This is a genomic window from Klebsiella sp. CN_Kp097, assembly GCF_040064495.1.
GTDB lineage: Bacteria > Pseudomonadota > Gammaproteobacteria > Enterobacterales > Enterobacteriaceae > Klebsiella > Klebsiella aerogenes.
This window is the reverse complement of sequence record NZ_JBEAIL010000020.1, coordinates 101734-116897: the sequence shown is the minus strand read 5'-3', so window position 1 is coordinate 116897 and position 15164 is coordinate 101734. Positions and strand designations below refer to the sequence as shown.

The window sequence follows — 15164 nt, the reverse complement described above, 5'->3', positions numbered from 1 at the left end:
GACAGGAAAACCATGAAAAAGATTGATGCGATTATTAAACCGTTCAAATTGGATGACGTGCGTGAAGCGCTGGCGGAAGTCGGTATCACCGGCATGACGGTCACCGAAGTCAAAGGGTTTGGTCGTCAGAAAGGGCATACCGAGCTGTACCGCGGCGCGGAATATATGGTGGATTTTCTGCCGAAGGTGAAAATTGAAATCGTGGTGACGGACGATATCGTCGATACCTGCGTCGATACCATCATTCGTACCGCCCAGACCGGTAAAATCGGCGACGGTAAAATCTTTGTCTTCGACGTGGCGCGGGTGATTCGTATCCGTACCGGTGAAGAAGACGACGCGGCGATTTAATCCTCGCCGCTCGCTGCAGTATTGCCGGGTGGCGCTGCGCTTACCCGGCCAACAAATCCCCGCGTCGTTGGGCTTACAGAACCTTATGCGGGCCGAAACATTCGTAATGAATGTTGTCTTTATTGACCCCTAATTCTACCAGCTGCTTCGCCGCAAACTGCATAAACGCTACCGGGCCGCAGAGATAGAATTGCATCTGCGGGTCGCGAATATTTTCCGCCAGCGGCGCTAAATCCATCAAACCTTCGCTATCAAAACGTCCTGCCTGACGGTCGGCCTCGCTCGGGCTGCGGTACCAGACGTGAGAGGTAAACTTCGGTAGCGCCGCGCCAAGCGCCTTCACTTCGTCCGCAAAGGCGTGAACGTCACCGTTTTCCGCCGCGTGGAACCAGTTCACCTGGCCCTGATGATGGCTTTTGGCCAGCGTATCCAGCATCGCCAGCATTGGCGTTTGGCCGACGCCGCCGGAGAGCAGGGTCACCGGCGTCTGCGCTTCCACGTTGAGGAAGAAGTCGCCCGCTGGCGCGGCTAAATAGACTACGTCGCCTTCGCTGGCGTGGTTATGCAGCCAGTTGGACACCTGGCCGCCATTCTCGCGTTTCACCGCGATGCGATAGCCTTTACCGTCCGCTCTGCGGGTCAGAGAGTATTGACGAATTTCCTGATATTCGAAGGCTTCCGGCTTCAACCAGATAGCCAGATACTGTCCTGGCTGGTAATCGGCGACCGGCTGACCGTCGACAGGCTCCAGTTCAAAGCTGGTAATAAGCTGGCTGCGCGGGGTCTTCTTAACAATGCGGAACGCGCGGGTACCTTCCCAGCCGCCATTTTTACTGGCGTTATCCTGATAGATCTCCGCTTCGCGGTTGATGAAGACGTTCGCCAGCACCCCGTAGGCTTTGCCCCAGGCGTCGAGTACTTCCTGGCCTGGGCTAAACATTTCGTCGAGGGTCGCCAGCAGATGGCTGCCGACAATATTGTACTGCTCCGGTTTAATCTGGAAGCTGGTATGTTTCTGGGCGATTTTTTCAACCGCCGGCAGCAGGGCCGGCAGGTTGTCGATATTACTGGCGTAGGCGGCGATAGCGTTGAACAGCGCTTCGCGCTGGTCGCCGTTGCGCTGGTTACTCATATTGAAGATCTCTTTGAGCTCCGGGTTATGAGTAAACATGCGGTCATAAAAATGCGCGGTTAGCTTTGGGCCGGTCTCTACAAGCAGGGGAATGGTGGCTTTGACCGTGGCGATGGTTTGAGCGTCGAGCATAGCAGCTTCCTTAAATGTTATCCTATTGATGCATTTAAAATGCATCTTATATAAATAACCCTGCTATGTAAATGGTTCTTTATCACTTTGCCGCAAAGCAGTTACAACATGAAGAATTTGCATCACAAACCTGAAAAGAAATCCGTTGATAATGTTTGATGCGTTATTGCTCAAAGCCTTGTGTGCTGTGGAGCCAATCGTTTGCGTAAAATCCTTTGTCAAGACCTGTTATCACAGAATGATTCGGTTATACTGTGGGCCGCTGTCCATCAGGACCGCCTTTTTAGGCCAAAATTTTATCGTTAGCTGAGTCAGGAGATGCGGATGTTAAAGCGTGAAATGAACATTGCCGATTATGATGCCGAACTGTGGCAGGCTATGGAGCAGGAAAAAGTACGTCAGGAAGAGCACATCGAACTGATCGCCTCCGAGAACTACACCAGTCCGCGCGTGATGCAGGCTCAGGGTTCCCAGCTGACTAACAAATATGCCGAAGGTTATCCGGGCAAGCGCTACTACGGTGGCTGCGAGTACGTGGATATCGTTGAGCAACTGGCTATCGACCGCGCGAAAGAACTGTTCGGCGCCGACTACGCTAACGTGCAGCCGCACTCCGGCTCGCAGGCTAACTTTGCCGTCTATACCGCTCTGCTGCAACCAGGCGATACCGTGCTGGGTATGAACCTGGCGCAAGGCGGCCACCTGACCCACGGTTCCCCGGTTAACTTCTCCGGTAAACTGTACAACATCATTCCTTACGGTATCGATGAGTCCGGTAAAATTGACTACGAAGACATGGCGAAGCAGGCCCAGGAGCACAAACCGAAGATGATCATCGGTGGCTTCTCCGCTTACTCCGGTATCGTTGACTGGGCGAAAATGCGTGAAATCGCTGACAGCATCGGCGCTTACCTGTTCGTCGATATGGCGCACGTAGCGGGCCTGATTGCCGCCGGCGTTTATCCGAACCCGGTTCCGCACGCCCACGTTGTTACTACTACCACCCACAAAACCCTGGCGGGTCCGCGCGGCGGCCTGATCCTGGCGAAAGGCGGTAGCGAAGAGCTGTACAAGAAACTGAACTCCGCCGTGTTCCCAAGCGCGCAGGGCGGCCCGCTGATGCACGTTATCGCCGCGAAAGCGGTGGCGCTGAAAGAAGCGATGGAGCCAGAGTTCAAAGTTTACCAGCAGCAGGTTGCCAAAAACGCCAAAGCGATGGTGGAAGTGTTCCTGAACCGCGGTTACAAAGTGGTTTCCGGCGGTACTGAAAACCACCTGTTCCTGCTGGATCTGGTAGATAAAAACCTGACCGGTAAAGAAGCTGACGCCGCCCTGGGCCGCGCCAACATCACCGTTAACAAAAACAGCGTACCGAACGATCCAAAGAGCCCGTTCGTGACTTCCGGTATCCGTATCGGTTCTCCGGCTGTGACTCGCCGCGGCTTTAAAGAAGCGGAAGTGAAAGAGCTGGCTGGCTGGATGTGCGACGTTCTCGACAATATCAACGACGAAGCTGTTATTGAGCGCGTCAAAGGTAAAGTGCTGGATATCTGCGCTCGTTTCCCGGTTTACGCGTAATCTTGCCGCGTTAAGATAAAAAAGGCCGCGATTGCGGCCTTTTTTGTGTCTGCTGGTTATCGACGGTCCAGCGAAATCGAACCTGGTCCGGTTATCGCCAGCAGCAGGAAGGCCCCGGCGATACTGACGTTCTTATAGAAGTTAATCATATTCGGCAATACCGCATCGCCGGTCATATCCCAGTAATGATGGCCGATAACCGCCGTACCCAGGGTGTAAAAGATAAAGATCACCGCCAGCGGGCGGGTGAAGAAACCTAAAATAATCAGAATAGCGGCGGGTACCTCCATGATGACCGCGATGATCGCCGCCAGCGTCGGCATCGGCGCGCCGGAAGAAGCCATATATTGTACCGTTCCGCTAAACCCCATCAGTTTCGGATAGCCAAAAATAATGAACAGCAGCACGATCGCAATACGTGCGATTAACAGCAGAACAGGGCGGGAAGAGCCAAAGTCAAAATAGCGTAGCGTGTTCATAATCAGTCCTTTATCACAGGCGTGTGATCTAAACGTAATACACATTTTTACTCCCCGCCACGCTGGGAAAATAATATTGTTGCGCCTCGTTGAGCGGCGATTAAGCCGATACGAGGGAAGCGCTCTGATGCCCGGTTATCGGATTTTTTTTCATACTGCCCGCCATGTCGCACACTCATCGCGTGACAAGGCTCACGATTTTAAGAGAAATGTACTTAACGACCATGAAGATAGTGAGACATGGGTTTGCTCAGTATGCGCTTTATCGCCAGACTAGAGCTTCCATTCGGGAGGGAATCATGGTCTTGCACTCCACGCGCTGGCTGGCGCTAAGTTACTTCACCTACTTTTTTAGCTACGGTATTTTTTTACCATTCTGGAGCGTCTGGCTGGCAGGCGTTGGCCTGACGCCCGAAACCATTGGCGTGCTGCTCGGCGCCGGGCTGGTGGCGCGTTTTCTGGGCAGCCTGCTAATTGCGCCGCGGGTCAGCGATCCTTCTCGTTTGATTAGCGCCTTGCGTATCCTGGCGTTGCTGACGCTGCTGTTTGCTCTCGCCTTCTGGGTCGGCGGGCAGGTGGCCTGGCTGATGGTGGTCATCGTCGGATTCAACCTCTTTTTCTCGCCGCTGGTACCCTTAACCGATGCGCTGGCCAACACCTGGCAAAAGCAGATCACCATGGATTACGGTCGGGTGCGGTTGTGGGGATCGATTGCTTTTGTCATCGGTTCTGCGCTGACCGGCAAGCTGGTGAGTCTGTTTGATTACCGGGCGATCCTGTTGTTGTTAAGCCTGGGCACCGCTTCGATGCTGTTGGGCATGCTGCTGAAACCTTCAGTGATGCCGCAGGGGGAGAGCCGCCATCAGGAGGCGGCCGGACTACCGGCGTGGCTTAGCCTGGTGCGGCAAAGCTGGCGTTTTCTAGCCTGCGTCTGTCTGTTGCAGGGGGCGCACGCCGCCTACTATGGCTTCAGCGCGTTATACTGGCAGCAGGCCGGTTATTCTGCCTCCGCCGTCGGTTATTTATGGTCGCTCGGCGTCGTCGCCGAAGTGGTGATTTTCGCCTTGAGTAAAAAAGTGTTCCGTCGGTTTAGCGCCCGCGACCTGCTGCTGCTCTCGGCGGTGTGCGGGGTGGCGCGCTGGACGATTATGGGCTGGACGACCGCGCTGCCATGGCTACTGGTCGCGCAGATCCTCCACTGCGGAACGTTTACCGTCTGTCATCTGGCGGCCATGCGCTATATCGCCGCGCGGCAGGGAAGTGAGGTTATCCGCCTGCAGGCCGTTTACTCGGCGGTGGCGATGGGCGGCAGCATCGCGGTGATGACGGTGTTTGCTGGTTTCCTCTACCAGCACCTGCATCAGGGCGTCTTCTGGGTGATGGCGCTGGTGGCGCTACCGGCGCTGATCGTGCGACCGAAGGCGGTGAGCGCCTAATCCTCAAGCATTTTGCAAATCTGCTGCCGCTGGTGATCGCTAAAATTCTCTTCAGCATGAAACAGCGGCGGCGAAAACAGCGGTAGCGCGGTGGTGTAAGGCGTGACCACTAAGGTCACATCCTTCGGCGCGCCTTGTTGCTGAAACTGAGTCACGCTTAAGTATTTAATATTCAGCGGCAGCAGCGTTAATTCCCGCAATTGCATTTCCAGCGCCTGTTCCAGTTCGCTATTTTCCCGCGTCAGCAGCACCACCTGCTTTTCATGCAGGTCGGCTTTTTGCATCAACCACGCGCCGAAAATCACCGCGATTAAGCTGACCTCTTCCTGATTAAATTGAATATGATAGGCCGTTTCGAAATCGCGTAATGCCTCCTGGGTGGTACGCATCAGGCGCGGATACAGGCGTCCGATCTCCTCCGGTAAAGCGTTATCAATACCGATGGCGAATACGCTGCGGTTCAACGCCTGCGAAAGATGGATATAGAGCTGGTCACTCAACCCTTGTTCATCGCTGAATGGCCGTCCCGCCAGATCCTGGAAACGATGGATCAAGCGGGAGATCGCCAGATGCAGGCGTCTGTCCTGTTGATGACCGTCGTGAATGGGATCCGGGGTTTTCAGTAACATAAACAGCAGGGTCAGGAAAAGTTGTTCGCCGGCGTGGGGCGTGGCGCTGACCCGGCGCTGCCAGTGGCGGACGATTTCGGCGGCGAGGTTAAATTCCGCCGCGGCCTGCGCCCAGTTGCGCTGCTCACGGGTGAAATCCGGCGACTGGCCCAGATGATGTTGTAGCAGGCAGTACTGAAGATACAGGCGCAGGAACTGACCGTCCCGGCAGTCGAACTGCCGATTGAGCGCGCGAGCGCAGCGATTCACCAGCGCCTGAAGATTGGTATCATCATATAAGGTTCGCGCGATACCCTGCTGTTTAAGCTGCGTTTTTAACGCCGGGGTAAAATGGTGATGAACGAAATGCGGGCACAGGCGTAGCCCACGCCGGAGAGCGTGCAGCAGGCACAGGCGTTGATCGAGCGCGGCGCCTTCAATCCGATAGCTGCCGTCCATCTGCGACGCGAGAGTCAGTCGATGATAACGCTGAATTTCGCGCCCCGTCTCCGCGATATCCTGTTGGGCCGTCGCCTCATCCACCTGGTTGAGCCTGACCAGCTGTTGCGGCGTGACGGATTGTCCCGGAAGATAGAACATCAGGAGCACCTGGCTACGGCGCTGTGGACTGGAAAGCGCAGATGGTGGTTCAATCACTGTCATCATCTGGTAAGTTCCAGTTAGGGTTTCAGCTAAGAATAGCCAAAGGATGCAGGGTGAGCAGGGCGGGCCGCGGCCTTTAGATCAGGATTGCTGGCGAAGTTCACAGAATTTTTCACGCGAGGAACAGATGAAGAAAGTGAAACACTGCGTCGGTGCGGCATTTTTCATGGTTTTATCATTGTCAGCCGTTGCGCATCCGCACAGCTTCATTAATTTGCAGAGTGAAGCCGTGGTGAATGACGGTCTGTTGACCGGTTTTAAGATGCGCTGGACGATGGACGAAATAACGTCAGCAGATCTGCTCTATGATGCCGGCAATGCAAAGGCGGGCAGCGAAGTATGGAAAAAACTGGCGGCGGAGGTCATGGCCAACGTACTCGGCCAGCACTACTTCAGCGAGCTGTGGCATAACGGCCAGCGGGTGAAGTTTGCTAACCGCCCGGATGGTTACGGCCTTGCGCGTAGCGGGCTGCAGGCGGTACTTACCTTCACCTTGCCGTTGGCAACACCGCAACCTGTTGCCGGACAAACCTTTACTTTATCCACCTTCGATCCGACCTACTACGTCGATATGTTTTATGAGCAGGATAGCGATTTTTCGTTGCCTGCCGCGCTGCGGGCCTCCTGCAAGGCCACGGTAATGACGCCGAAACCCAACGACAAAATGTTGTCTTATGCGCAGTCGCTCGATAAAGAGGACGCGCCGCCGGAAGATATGGAACTGGGTAACTACTTCGCCCAGAAGGTGACCTTGACATGTCAGTAGTCTTTACGCCGCGAGCGCGGGCGCCGCGCTGGAAATCACTCTGGCCGCTGGCGCTGTTTCTGACGCTGACCGTCGTGGGCGGTATCTGGTTGTGGCTCGCCTGGCCGCAGGTACTGTTGCAAAGCGCGGTCTGGCAGCGTTCACTGAATCTTGAGCTCAGCCAACTGCTGCAGGCGGTGGCGGATAATCCGTCAGCGGCGGGGCTGTCACTGCTCGGGTTCAGTTTTGTCTACGGCGTACTGCACGCGCTTGGCCCCGGTCACGGAAAAATCGTGATTACCACCTGGCTTGCCACCCATCCCTCAAAGTTGAAATCGAGTATTGCGCTGACGCTGGCGGCATCGCTGTTGCAGGGAATGGTGGCGATAGCGCTGGTGGTGGTGGTATTGACGCTGCTGCAGCTTCCGGCGCGTCAACTGCATCTCAGCAGCTTCTGGCTGGAGAAGGGGAGCTATCTGCTGGTCGGCGCATTGGGGCTTTTACTGTGCTGGCGGGCATTGAAAAAACTGCGAGTCTTGCTGCGGCGGCCAACGTTTACCGTTTTTACCCCGCATCACGTCCATGATGAACATTGCGGCTGCGGCCATCAGCACCTTCCGGCGCCGGATCAACTACAGAGTGGCGACGACTGGCGCGCCAGGCTGGCGATTGTACTGTCGATGGGCATGCGTCCCTGCTCGGGAGCGATTATGGTGCTGCTGTTCAGCAAGGTAATCGGCGTCTTTGGCTGGGGCATGGCTGCCGCGCTGGTGATGGCGGCGGGAACGTCGCTGACCATAAGCGGGCTGGCGCTGTTGGTGCATGGATTCCGCCAGTTGGCTATCCGCCTGAGTCGTCATCAGGCGCCGGCGATGTGGAAACAGGTTGGCTGGGCGACGCTGGCGCTGGCCGGCGGCGTGGCGCTATTGACGGCGGCTGTCGTGATGTGGAGTAGCGCGATCCCGCCGGGCGGCGGCTTGCGGCCGTTTTAGGGTATAAAAAAAGGAAGCCGCGGCTTCCTTTTTACATTCAGTGAGAAATTAACGCTTCAGCGCTTCGCTCAGTTGCTCGCGCATGTTCGCCAGCATCGCTTTCACGACGCGCGGGTTACCGGCTACGATGTTGCCGGTCAGCATATAGTTATGACCACCGGTAAAGTCGCAAACGATGGCGCCTGCTTCACGAGCGATCAGTTCACCAGCGGCGAAATCCCACGGTTTGAGGGCGATTTCAAAGTAACCGTCAACGCGGCCAGCGGCAACGTAGGCCAGATCCAGCGCGGCGGAACCAGTGCGACGGAAGTCAGCGCACTCGGTGAACATGTTGCCGAGGATGTTCATGTAAGCGGTAGCGTGCTGCTTCGCTTTGAACGGGAAACCGGTGGCGATGATAGTACCGTCGAGATCGCGAGCGTTGCTGCCGCGCAGACGGTAGCCGTTCAGCTGCGCGCCCTGGCCGCGGGTGGCGGTGAACAGTTCATTACGCATTGGATCGTAAACCACCGCGACTTCAGTACGGCCTTTAATGCGTACGGCGATGGAAACAGAGAAGTGTGGCAGACGTTTAACGAAGTTGGTGGTGCCATCCAGTGGATCGATAACCCATTGAATATCCTGATCTTCACCAGCGTGCTCGCCGCTTTCTTCGGTGATGATGGTGTGCTGTGGGTAAGACTTGCGAATGGTTTCGATAATAATCGCTTCTGCGGCTTTATCGACGTTAGTCACAAAGTCATTGCTGCCTTTCTGGCTGGTTTCTACGGAATCTGGCGTTTCGTAGTGCTTGGCAATTAAATTACCCGCCTTGCGCGCTGCGCGCACGGCAATGTTCAGCATCGGATGCATCGGTATCTCTCACTGGATGTTAAAGAACGGGAAAAAACGGCGCATATAGTAACAGCGAATTCTGCTTATGTCTCCGTTTTATGTTAGCATGCACGAATAATCTTTAGCCGAAGAACCATAATGCTGCAAAATATTCGAATCGTACTGGTAGAAACCTCACACACCGGCAATATGGGCTCCGTTGCCCGCGCGATGAAAACCATGGGCTTAACTAACCTGTGGCTGGTCAACCCGCTGGTGAAACCTGATTCCCAGGCCATCGCGCTGGCCGCTGGCGCCAGCGATGTGATTGGCAACGCGCAGATCGTCGATACCCTCGATGAAGCGCTGGCGGGCTGTAGCCTGGTGGTTGGCACCAGCGCGCGCTCCCGCACGCTGCCGTGGCCGATGCTGGATCCGCGCGAATGCGGTCTGAAAAGCGTCGCCGAAGGCCAACATGCGCCGGTCGCGCTGGTCTTTGGCCGCGAGCGCGTTGGCCTGACTAACGACGAACTGCAGAAATGCCACTATCACGTGGCGATCGCCGCCAACCCCGAGTACAGCTCGCTGAACCTGGCAATGGCGGTGCAGGTTATCGCCTATGAAGTGCGAATGGCCTGGCTGGCGACTCAGGAACAGGCGCAACCGGCGGTTGAACATGAAGAAACGCCGTATCCGCTGGTCGATGATTTAGAACGTTTCTACGGCCACCTTGAGCAGACGCTGCTGGCGACCGGTTTTATCCGCCCGAATCATCCGGGACAGGTGATGAACAAGTTGCGTCGCCTGTTCACCCGCGCGCGTCCGGAAAGCCAGGAGCTGAACATCCTGCGCGGGATGCTGGCGTCTATTGAGCAGCAGAATAAAGGTAAGTAAGCGTGTTAACGCCGGATGGCGCTTCGCTTATCCGGCCTACGAATCTGTTGTAGCCCGGGCGAGGCCTTTGGCCGACCCCGGGAGCGGCTCGAAATCAATAACGGCACGGAAAGCCAAATACCTGACTAAAACAGTCAAGTAAATAGTTGACCAATTTACTCGGGAATGTCAGACTTGGCCCTGCTATGCAATACCCATATTAATAAAAAGCCCGGGCAGGGGCGAGTTTGAGGTTAAGTAAGACATGAGACTGACATCTAAAGGGCGTTATGCCGTGACCGCAATGCTTGACGTTGCGCTCAACTCTGAAACGGGTCCGGTTCCGTTGGCAGATATTTCAGAGCGTCAGGGAATTTCGCTTTCCTATCTGGAACAGCTGTTCTCTCGCCTGCGTAAAAATGGTCTGGTATCCAGCGTTCGTGGACCAGGCGGCGGTTACCTGTTAGGTAAAGAAGCTGGCAGCATCGCCGTAGGCGAAGTGATCAGCGCCGTAGACGAATCCGTTGACGCCACCCGTTGTCAGGGTAAAGGCGGCTGCCAGGGTGGCGATAAGTGTCTGACCCACGCGCTGTGGCGCGATCTGAGCGAACGTTTGACCGGTTTCCTCAACAACATCACCCTGGGCGAACTGGTGAATAACCAGGAAATCCTCGATGTTTCTGGTCGTCAGCACAATCATGAATCTCAGCGTACTACGCGTTCTCAGGACGCCATTGACGTAAAACTGCGCGCCTAGCACGAGGCTTAGTTTCAGCTTGCGGCTTACGGGCTGCAAGGTGAAACGGCAGGGTAGATAGCAATAATAAAGATTTTCAGAATCAGGCCGGGATGTTGAAGCATCTCGTGTACTCGGTCGTACATCAAGCCGGTTGCCTGGTTCCTTGCATTGAGTGATGTACGGAGTTTAAGAGCAATGAAATTACCGATTTACCTCGATTACTCCGCAACAACGCCGGTGGACCCGCGTGTTGCCGAGAAAATGATGCAGTTCCTGACCCTGGACGGGACCTTTGGTAACCCGGCCTCACGTTCTCACCGTTTCGGTTGGCAGGCTGAAGAGGCGGTAGATATCGCCCGTAATCAGATTGCCGAACTGGTCGGCGCCGATCCGCGCGAAATCGTCTTTACCTCCGGCGCAACGGAATCCGATAACCTGGCGATTAAAGGTGCAGCCAACTTTTATCAGAAAAAAGGCAAGCACATCATCACCAGCAAAACCGAGCATAAAGCGGTACTGGATACCTGCCGTCAGCTTGAGCGCGAAGGTTTTGAAGTGACCTACCTTGCTCCGCAGAGCAACGGTATTATCGATCTGAAAGAACTGGAAGCGGCGATGCGTGACGACACCATCCTGGTTTCCATCATGCACGTGAATAACGAAATCGGCGTGGTGCAGGATATCGCTACCATCGGCGAAATGTGCCGCGCCCGCGGTATCATTTACCACGTTGACGCCACCCAGAGCGTGGGCAAACTGCCTATCGATCTGAGCCAGCTGAAAGTTGACCTGATGTCCTTCTCCGGTCACAAAATTTATGGCCCGAAAGGTATCGGCGCGCTGTACGTACGCCGTAAGCCGCGTATCCGCATCGAAGCGCAGATGCACGGCGGCGGTCACGAGCGCGGCATGCGTTCTGGCACCCTGCCTGTCCACCAGATCGTCGGTATGGGCGAAGCTTACCGTATCGCCAAAGAAGAGATGGAAAGCGAAATGGCTCGCCTGCGCGGCCTGCGTGACCGTCTTTGGAACGGCGTGAAAGATATGGAAGAAGTCTATCTGAATGGCGACCTTGAGCAGGGCGCGCCGAACATTCTCAACGTCAGCTTCAACTATGTTGAAGGCGAGTCGCTGATTATGGCGCTGAAAGACCTGGCGGTTTCCTCCGGTTCAGCCTGTACTTCCGCGAGCCTTGAGCCATCCTACGTGCTGCGCGCATTAGGCATGACTGATGAACTGGCGCACAGTTCTATTCGTTTCTCTTTAGGTCGTTTTACTACCGAAGAAGAGATTGACTACACCATCAAGCTGGTTCGTAACTCCATCGGCCGTCTGCGCGACCTTTCTCCGCTGTGGGAAATGTTCAAGCAGGGCGTGGATCTGAACAGCATTGAATGGTCACATCACTAATTCGGCACCGATAAGGAGAATTCATCATGGCATACAGCGAAAAAGTCATCGATCATTACGAAAACCCGCGCAACGTCGGCTCTTTCGACAACAGCGACGACAGCGTCGGTAGCGGTATGGTTGGCGCGCCGGCGTGCGGCGACGTCATGAAGTTGCAGATTAAAGTCAACAATGAAGGTATCATTGAAGACGCGCGCTTCAAGACCTATGGCTGCGGTTCCGCTATCGCTTCCAGCTCCCTGGTCACCGAGTGGGTGAAAGGTAAATCGCTGGACGAAGCGCAGGCTATCAAGAACACCGATATCGCCGATGAACTGGAACTGCCGCCGGTGAAAATTCACTGCTCTATCCTGGCGGAAGACGCGATTAAAGCCGCGATTGCGGATTACAAAAGCAAACGTGAAGCAAAATAATTAAGAGTTGAGGTTTGTTATGTCGATTACCTTAAGCGACAGTGCAGCAGCGCGAGTCAATTCCTTCCTGGCGAACCGCGGTAAAGGCTTTGGCCTGCGTCTGGGGGTAAGAACCTCCGGCTGTTCAGGCATGGCTTATGTACTGGAATTTGTTGACGAGCCGGCGGCAGAAGACACCGTGTTTGAAGACAAAGGCGTGAAAGTCGTGATCGACGGTAAGAGCCTGCAATTCCTCGACGGCACTCAACTGGACTTCGTCAAAGAAGGCCTTAACGAAGGGTTCAAATTTACTAACCCGAACGTGAAAGATGAGTGCGGTTGCGGCGAAAGCTTTAACGTATAATCGGTAATCCCCAACCCCACCGCGGTCACGCCGCGCGTGGGGTTTTCGTTTAGATGCATGACCCTGAGGTTACTATGGACTATTTCACCCTCTTCGGGTTACCAGCCAGCTATACCCTCTCGCTCGAACAACTGGCTGTCCGGTATCAGGATCTGCAGCGCCAGTACCATCCGGATAAATTTGCCAGCGCGCCCGCTGCGGAACAGCTGGCTGCGGTTCAGCACTCCGCCACCATTAACCAGGCCTGGCAGACTCTGCGTCATCCGCTGACCCGTGCGGAATATCTCCTTTCGCTGCACGGCTTTGACCTCGCCAGCGAGCAGCACACCGTCCGCGACACCGCGTTCCTGATGGAGCAGCTGGAACTGCGCGAAGAGCTCGATGAAATCGGCCAGGCGAAAGACGAAGCGCGGCTGGAAGCTTTTATCAAACGGGTAAAAGCGCTGTTTGATACCCGCCATCAACTGATGGTTGAACAATTGCAAAACGAGACCTGGGATGCGGCGGCTGATACTGTACGCAAGCTCCGTTTTCTCGATAAACTGCGCAGCAGTGCTGAAGAACTCGAAGAAAAACTGCTCGATTTTTAATTTTCGGAAGCAATTATGGCCCTATTACAAATTAGTGAGCCTGGTCTGAGCGCCGCGCCGCATCAGCGTCGATTGGCGGCAGGTATCGACCTTGGCACCACCAATTCTCTGGTTGCTACCGTGCGTAGCGGCCAGGCCGAAACTCTGCCCGATCATCAAGGCCGCTACCTGCTGCCGTCGGTCGTGAACTACCACGCCTCGGGGCTGACCGTCGGCTATGAAGCCCGGCTGAATGCCGCTCAGGATCCGGTGAACACCATCAGCTCGGTGAAGCGAATGATGGGGCGTTCCCTCGCCGATATTCAAACCCGCTATCCGCATCTGCCGTATCAGCTGCAGGCCAGCGAAAATGGACTGCCGATGCTCCAGACCGCCGGCGGCTTGCTGAATCCGGTGCGGGTCTCCGCCGATATCCTCAAAGCGCTGGCTGCCCGGGCGACCGAAGCGTTGGCGGGCGATCTCGACGGCGTGGTCATTACCGTTCCGGCCTATTTCGATGATGCTCAGCGTCAGGGAACCAAAGACGCGGCGCGTCTGGCGGGCCTGCACGTGCTGCGTCTGCTCAATGAGCCGACCGCGGCGGCTATCGCCTACGGCCTCGATTCCGGCCAGGAAGGGGTGATTGCGGTTTACGATCTCGGCGGCGGTACCTTTGATATCTCCATTCTGCGCTTAAGCCGCGGGGTGTTTGAAGTGCTGGCGACCGGCGGCGATTCCGCTCTCGGCGGCGATGATTTCGACCATCTGCTGGCCGACTATCTGCGCGAGCAGGCAGGTCTCAGCGACCGTAGCGATAACCGCCTGCAGCGTGAGCTGCTGGATACCGCCATTGCGGCGAAAATCGCCTTGAGCGATGCCGACGTGGCGCACGTTGAGGTCGGCGGCTGGCAGGGCGATATCAGCCGTAGCCAGTTTAACGATCTGATTGCCCCACTGGTAAAACGTACTCTGATGGCCTGCCGTCGCGCGCTGAAAGACGCCGGCGTTGAAGCGCAAGAAGTGCTGGAAGTGGTGATGGTTGGCGGCTCCACCCGCGTGCCGTTGGTGCGTGAGCGCGTTGGCGAATTCTTTGGCCGTACCCCGCTGACCTCTATCGACCCGGACAAAGTCGTCGCCATTGGCGCGGCGATTCAGGCGGATATTCTGGTCGGCAACAAACCGGACAGCGAACTGCTGCTGCTTGATGTTATCCCGCTGTCGCTTGGGCTGGAAACCATGGGCGGCCTGGTAGAGAAAGTGATCCCGCGTAATACCACCATTCCGGTGGCCCGGGCGCAGGAGTTTACCACTTTCAAAGATGGCCAAACGGCGATGTCTATTCACGTGATGCAGGGCGAACGTGAGCTGGTGCAGGATTGCCGCTCCCTGGCGCGTTTTGCGCTGCGCGGTATCCCGGCGCTGCCGGCGGGCGGGGCGCATATTCGCGTGACCTTCCAGGTTGATGCCGACGGTCTGCTGAGCGTCACGGCGATGGAGAAATCGACCGGCGTGGAAGCCTCAATCCAGGTGAAACCGTCTTACGGCCTGACCGACGGCGAAATCGCCAACATGATTAAAGATTCGATGAGCTACGCCGAACAGGATATTCAGGCGCGTATGCTGGCTGAACAGAAAGTCGAAGCCGCTCGCGTACTGGAGAGCCTGGAAAGCGCGCTGGCCGCCGACGCCGCGCTGTTAAGCGCCGCAGAGCGTCAGGTTATCGATGCCGCCGCGGAGCAGGTTCGCACCGCCGCGGCAGGCGAAGATGCCGACGCGATTAAAGAAGCCATTAAAAATATCGACACACAAACCCAGGAATTCGCCGCACGCCGCATGGACCAGTCGGTCCGCGCTGCGCTGAAAGGCCAATCCGTGGACGAGGTTTAAA

At 56.0% G+C, this 15164-nt stretch carries 16 protein-coding genes; 12 read left to right on the top strand and 4 right to left on the bottom strand.

Going from position 1 to position 15164, the window contains the following annotated elements:
- Positions 1-12: 12 nt before the first annotated feature.
- A complete protein-coding gene (glnB, locus tag ABLV07_RS17630) occupies positions 13-351 on the top strand; it encodes a nitrogen regulatory protein P-II (RefSeq protein ID WP_002914032.1) in 339 nt (112 codons plus the stop codon).
- Positions 352-424: 73 nt separating this feature from the next.
- Here the strand turns inward: glnB and hmpA are convergent, their stop codons facing one another.
- Positions 425-1615, bottom strand: a complete 1191-nt coding sequence (gene hmpA / locus ABLV07_RS17625) for an NO-inducible flavohemoprotein (protein ID WP_015370304.1) — start codon at positions 1613-1615, stop codon at positions 425-427.
- Positions 1616-1939: 324 nt separating this feature from the next.
- Between hmpA and glyA the strand changes: the two genes are divergently transcribed.
- Positions 1940-3193 carry a serine hydroxymethyltransferase gene (glyA, locus tag ABLV07_RS17620; protein WP_015370305.1) on the top strand — a complete coding sequence of 418 codons (1254 nt, stop codon included), beginning with the start codon at positions 1940-1942 and terminating at the stop codon, positions 3191-3193.
- A 56-nt stretch (positions 3194-3249) separates the two neighbouring features.
- On the opposite strand, the gene ABLV07_RS17615 is transcribed toward glyA, so the two are convergent.
- The gene (locus tag ABLV07_RS17615) at positions 3250-3672 is read right to left on the bottom strand and encodes a DoxX family protein (RefSeq protein WP_015370306.1); all 423 of its coding nucleotides are present in this window, start codon (positions 3670-3672) and stop codon (positions 3250-3252) included.
- A gap of 299 nt (positions 3673-3971) precedes the next feature.
- Between ABLV07_RS17615 and ABLV07_RS17610 the strand changes: the two genes are divergently transcribed.
- Positions 3972-5108 carry a 3-phenylpropionate MFS transporter gene (locus tag ABLV07_RS17610; RefSeq protein ID WP_015370308.1) on the top strand — a complete coding sequence of 379 codons (1137 nt, stop codon included), beginning with the start codon at positions 3972-3974 and terminating at the stop codon, positions 5106-5108.
- On the opposite strand, the gene csiE is transcribed toward ABLV07_RS17610, so the two are convergent.
- A complete protein-coding gene (gene csiE / locus ABLV07_RS17605; protein ID WP_015703176.1) occupies positions 5105-6382 on the bottom strand; it encodes a stationary phase inducible protein CsiE in 1278 nt (425 codons plus the stop codon). The two genes, ABLV07_RS17610 and csiE, sit on opposite strands and share 4 nt — an antisense overlap.
- A 124-nt stretch (positions 6383-6506) precedes the next feature.
- Between csiE and ABLV07_RS17600 the strand changes: the two genes are divergently transcribed.
- Both ABLV07_RS17600 and ABLV07_RS17595 read left to right on the top strand, forming a co-directional pair.
- Complete coding sequence (locus ABLV07_RS17600) at positions 6507-7145, top strand: DUF1007 family protein (protein WP_015703175.1); 639 nt, start codon at positions 6507-6509, stop codon at positions 7143-7145.
- A complete protein-coding gene (locus ABLV07_RS17595; protein WP_348853626.1) occupies positions 7136-8116 on the top strand; it encodes a nickel/cobalt transporter in 981 nt (326 codons plus the stop codon). The genes ABLV07_RS17600 and ABLV07_RS17595 overlap by 10 nt, the downstream gene beginning before the upstream one ends.
- A gap of 48 nt (positions 8117-8164) precedes the next feature.
- Here ABLV07_RS17595 and suhB read toward each other — a convergent pair whose 3' ends face one another.
- Positions 8165-8968, bottom strand: a complete 804-nt coding sequence (suhB, locus tag ABLV07_RS17590; protein WP_015370312.1) for an inositol-1-monophosphatase — start codon at positions 8966-8968, stop codon at positions 8165-8167.
- 120 nt (positions 8969-9088) lie between these two features.
- Between suhB and trmJ the strand changes: the two genes are divergently transcribed.
- The 7 genes from trmJ (at position 9089) to hscA (ending at position 15163) form a co-directional block, all read left to right on the top strand.
- Positions 9089-9823, top strand: coding sequence for a tRNA (cytosine(32)/uridine(32)-2'-O)-methyltransferase TrmJ (trmJ, locus tag ABLV07_RS17585; RefSeq protein WP_015370313.1), 735 nt, complete (start codon positions 9089-9091; stop codon positions 9821-9823).
- A gap of 244 nt (positions 9824-10067) precedes the next feature.
- On the top strand, positions 10068-10559 hold the full coding sequence (gene iscR, locus ABLV07_RS17580; RefSeq protein WP_015370314.1) for a Fe-S cluster assembly transcriptional regulator IscR: 492 nt from the start codon (positions 10068-10070) through the stop codon (positions 10557-10559).
- 177 nt (positions 10560-10736) lie between these two features.
- Positions 10737-11951 carry a cysteine desulfurase gene (gene iscS / locus ABLV07_RS17575; RefSeq protein ID WP_015703173.1) on the top strand — a complete coding sequence of 405 codons (1215 nt, stop codon included), beginning with the start codon at positions 10737-10739 and terminating at the stop codon, positions 11949-11951.
- A gap of 26 nt (positions 11952-11977) precedes the next feature.
- Positions 11978-12364: a Fe-S cluster assembly scaffold IscU gene (gene iscU / locus ABLV07_RS17570; protein WP_004866383.1), complete on the top strand. Its 387-nt coding sequence runs from the start codon at positions 11978-11980 to the stop codon at positions 12362-12364.
- A 19-nt stretch (positions 12365-12383) separates the two neighbouring features.
- On the top strand, positions 12384-12707 hold the full coding sequence (iscA, locus tag ABLV07_RS17565; protein WP_012540868.1) for an iron-sulfur cluster assembly protein IscA: 324 nt from the start codon (positions 12384-12386) through the stop codon (positions 12705-12707).
- Between the two features lie 74 nt (positions 12708-12781).
- Positions 12782-13297 carry a co-chaperone HscB gene (hscB, locus tag ABLV07_RS17560; protein ID WP_012540869.1) on the top strand — a complete coding sequence of 172 codons (516 nt, stop codon included), beginning with the start codon at positions 12782-12784 and terminating at the stop codon, positions 13295-13297.
- A gap of 15 nt (positions 13298-13312) precedes the next feature.
- The gene (gene hscA / locus ABLV07_RS17555) at positions 13313-15163 is read left to right on the top strand and encodes a Fe-S protein assembly chaperone HscA (protein WP_020078179.1); all 1851 of its coding nucleotides are present in this window, start codon (positions 13313-13315) and stop codon (positions 15161-15163) included.
- The last annotated feature ends 1 nt before the right edge of the window (position 15164 follow it).